General features: G+C 56.7%; 4 protein-coding genes. All 4 read left to right on the top strand.

Features of this window, described 5'->3' with window-relative positions; all coding sequences use genetic code 11:
• Positions 1–370 (top strand): ATP-binding cassette domain-containing protein (locus RTK32_RS20760; protein ID WP_312047255.1); only part of this gene is annotated, 370 nt, incomplete at its 5' end.
• 15 nt (positions 371–385) lie between these two features.
• Positions 386–1,366, top strand: a complete 981-nt coding sequence (gene araH / locus RTK32_RS20755; RefSeq protein WP_253454351.1) for an L-arabinose ABC transporter permease AraH — start codon at positions 386–388, stop codon at positions 1,364–1,366.
• A 9-nt stretch (positions 1,367–1,375) separates the two neighbouring features.
• The gene (araC, locus tag RTK32_RS20750; protein WP_312047253.1) at positions 1,376–2,287 is read left to right on the top strand and encodes an arabinose operon transcriptional regulator AraC; all 912 of its coding nucleotides are present in this window, start codon (positions 1,376–1,378) and stop codon (positions 2,285–2,287) included.
• 87 nt (positions 2,288–2,374) lie between these two features.
• Positions 2,375–2,876 (top strand): Gfo/Idh/MocA family oxidoreductase (locus RTK32_RS20745; protein ID WP_312047251.1); only part of this gene is annotated, 502 nt, incomplete at its 3' end.

The following is a 2,876-nucleotide window of genomic DNA, read 5'->3' as shown; positions in this document are numbered from 1 at the left end:
TATCCGCTCGCTGAACATCAAAACCCCCGGCGCCGACCAGCTGATCATGAACCTTTCCGGCGGTAATCAGCAAAAAGCCATTCTGGGCCGCTGGCTGTCGGAAGAGATGAAAGTGATCCTGCTGGATGAGCCCACACGAGGCATCGACGTCGGCGCAAAAAATGAAATTTATCGTTTGATCTATGCGCTGGCGGAAGAGGGCATTGCCGTGCTCTTCGCCTCCAGCGATTTACCGGAAGTGATGGGGCTGGCCGATCGCATTCTCGTGATGCGTGAAGGCGCCATCGCGGGCGAGCTAAGCCATCAGGAAGCCACTGAAGCCCTGACGCTGGGGCTTGCCATGCCGAAAACCACGCAGCGCGTAGCCTGACTTAAGGAGTCAATCATGTCTTTAACTACCTCTTCCGCCACGCCGCCAACGCAGCGTGTCAATCTGAGCCGCATCTGGGATAATTTCGGGATGCTGGTCGTCTTTGCCGTACTCTTTATTGGCTGTACGATTTTTGTGCCTAACTTCGGCACCCTGATCAATATGAAAGGGTTGGGTCTGGCGATGTCGATGTCCGGCATGGTCGCCTGCGGCATGTTATTTTGTTTGGCATCGGGCGACTTCGATCTTTCGGTCGCCTCGGTCATCGCCTGCGCTGGCGTCACTGCAGCCGTGGTTATCAACATGACCGAAAGCCTGTGGATCGGCATCGCGGCCGGTTTGCTGCTGGGGGTGCTCTGTGGGTTTGTTAACGGCTTCGTCATTGCCAAACTCAAAATCAACGCGCTGATTACCACGCTGGCGACGATGCAAATCGTGCGCGGTCTGGCCTATATTTTCTCAGACGGTAAAGCGGTCGGCATTGAAGACGAGCGTTTCTTCGCGCTGGGCTATGCAAGCTGGCTGGGCGTGCCGGCACCGGTCTGGCTGACCATTGGCACGCTGATTGTGTTTGGTTTTCTGCTGAACAAAACCACCTTTGGCCGCAACACGCTGGCTATCGGCGGTAACGAAGAAGCGGCTCGCCTGGCGGGCGTCCCGGTGGTGCGGACGCGTATCATCATTTTTATCCTGTCCGGACTGGTTTCTGCCGCTGCAGGCATTATTCTTGCCTCACGCATGACCAGCGGCCAGCCTATGACTTCTCTGGGCTACGAGCTGATTGTTATCTCTGCCTGCGTGCTGGGTGGCGTCTCGCTCAAGGGCGGTATCGGCAAAATCTCTTACGTGGTTGCGGGCGTACTGATTTTGGGTACGGTGGAAAATGCAATGAACCTGCTTAATATTTCCCCTTTCTCGCAGTATGTCGTACGCGGCCTGATCTTACTGGCAGCGGTGATTTTCGACCGTTACAAACAAAAAGCCAAAACGGCCTGAGGAGGCGTTATGTATCATCGTCTGGCGCCGGTGGCGCAATCCAATCCGCTACTGCCTGGCTACCCTTTTAACGCCTGGCTGGTGGCAGGCCTGACGCCGATTAGCGCGGGCGATCCGCTCGACTTCTTTATCGACCGGCCCTCCGGCATGAAAGGCTATATTATTAACCTGACGATCAGGGGGCGGGGCCAGGTCTTTAGTGGCGAAGAGGCGTTTGAGTGTGAGCCGGGCGACCTGCTGCTGTTTCAGCCAAAAACCTCCCACTATTATGGCCGTTCGCCGGAGAGTGACTGCTGGCATCATCGGTGGATCTACTTTCGCCCGCGTGCCTACTGGAGCAGCTGGCTGGCCTGGCAGGATGAAAAGCGCGGTGTCGGTAGGTTGAGACTTCCCGAACGGCTGTGGGGCGAGTTTGAGCGGCTTTTTACCACCATTGAACAAACGCACACCTCCGGCAAACGTTTTGCGGAAGAGCTGGCGATGAACCTGCTGGAAAGACTGCTGCTGCGGGCGGTGGAAGAGGATCCACGCAGTCATCAGCAGATCCGTGACCCACGTATTATTGAAGCCTGCCAGTACGTGACGAATAACCTGGCGGGCGAGCTGAAAATTGACGAGGTAGCCAACCACGTTTGCCTCTCGCCGTCGCGGCTGGCGCACTTGTTCCGGGAGCAGATGGGGATCAATCTACTGCGCTGGCGAGAGGATCAGCGAATTATTCGCGCCAGGCTGCTGTTGCAGACGACTCAGGAGCCTATTGCTACGGTAGGTAGGATTGTGGGCTACGACGATCAGCTCTATTTTTCCCGCGTTTTTCGTAAGCGCGTCGGCGTCAGCCCCAGCGATTTCCGTCGCCGCTCGCTGGACGCCGATACGCTGGTCACGCGCGAAAGTTGGGATCTGCTGAGCGCCAGCCAGTAACTTTCTTATAACATTCAGCGCAATCCGGCTTGTCCTTGCCCGAGTGATAGTCTTAAATCATTCGGGTAAGCGACAAGAGGAATTGCTATGAACGACACTATTCGCGTTGGCCTGGTTGGCTACGGTTTTGCCAGTAAAACGTTTCACGCGCCGTTAATCAGCGGCACTTCCGGCATGGAACTGGCCGCCGTGTCGAGCAGCGACGCCGCCAAGGTGCACGCCGATTGGCCTACCGCCACGGTGGTGGCCGAACCGCAGGCGCTGTTCGATGACCCTTCTATCGGGCTGATTGTTATCCCCACGCCTAATGATACCCATTTCCCGCTGGCGAAAGCCGCGCTCAACGCGGGCAAGCATGTGGTAGTAGACAAACCTTTTACCGTGACGTTGTCACAGGCTCGCGAGCTGGAAGCACTGGCGACGGCTAAGGGTTTGCTGCTGTCCGTCTTTCATAACCGCCGCTGGGACAGTGACTTTCTGACGCTGAAAACGCTGCTGTCGGAAGGGACGCTGGGCGAAGTACGCTATTTTGAAACCCATTTCGATCGTTTCCGGCCGGAAGTGCGCAACCGCTGGCGTGAACAGAAGG

It is taken from the genome of Erwinia sp. (assembly GCF_031978025.1).
In the GTDB taxonomy this organism is placed as follows: domain Bacteria; phylum Pseudomonadota; class Gammaproteobacteria; order Enterobacterales; family Enterobacteriaceae; genus Erwinia.
Note: the sequence above shows the minus strand (reverse complement) of the source record. Positions and strands in the feature narration are given on the sequence as shown.

Excerpts from the sequence above, each read along its gene's own strand:
- araC (WP_312047253.1), top strand. The coding sequence starts at position 1,376 with ATGTATCATCGTCTGGCGCCGGTGGCGCAATCCAATCCGCTACTGCCT.
- araH (WP_253454351.1), top strand. The coding sequence starts at position 386 with ATGTCTTTAACTACCTCTTCCGCCACGCCGCCAACGCAGCGTGTCAAT.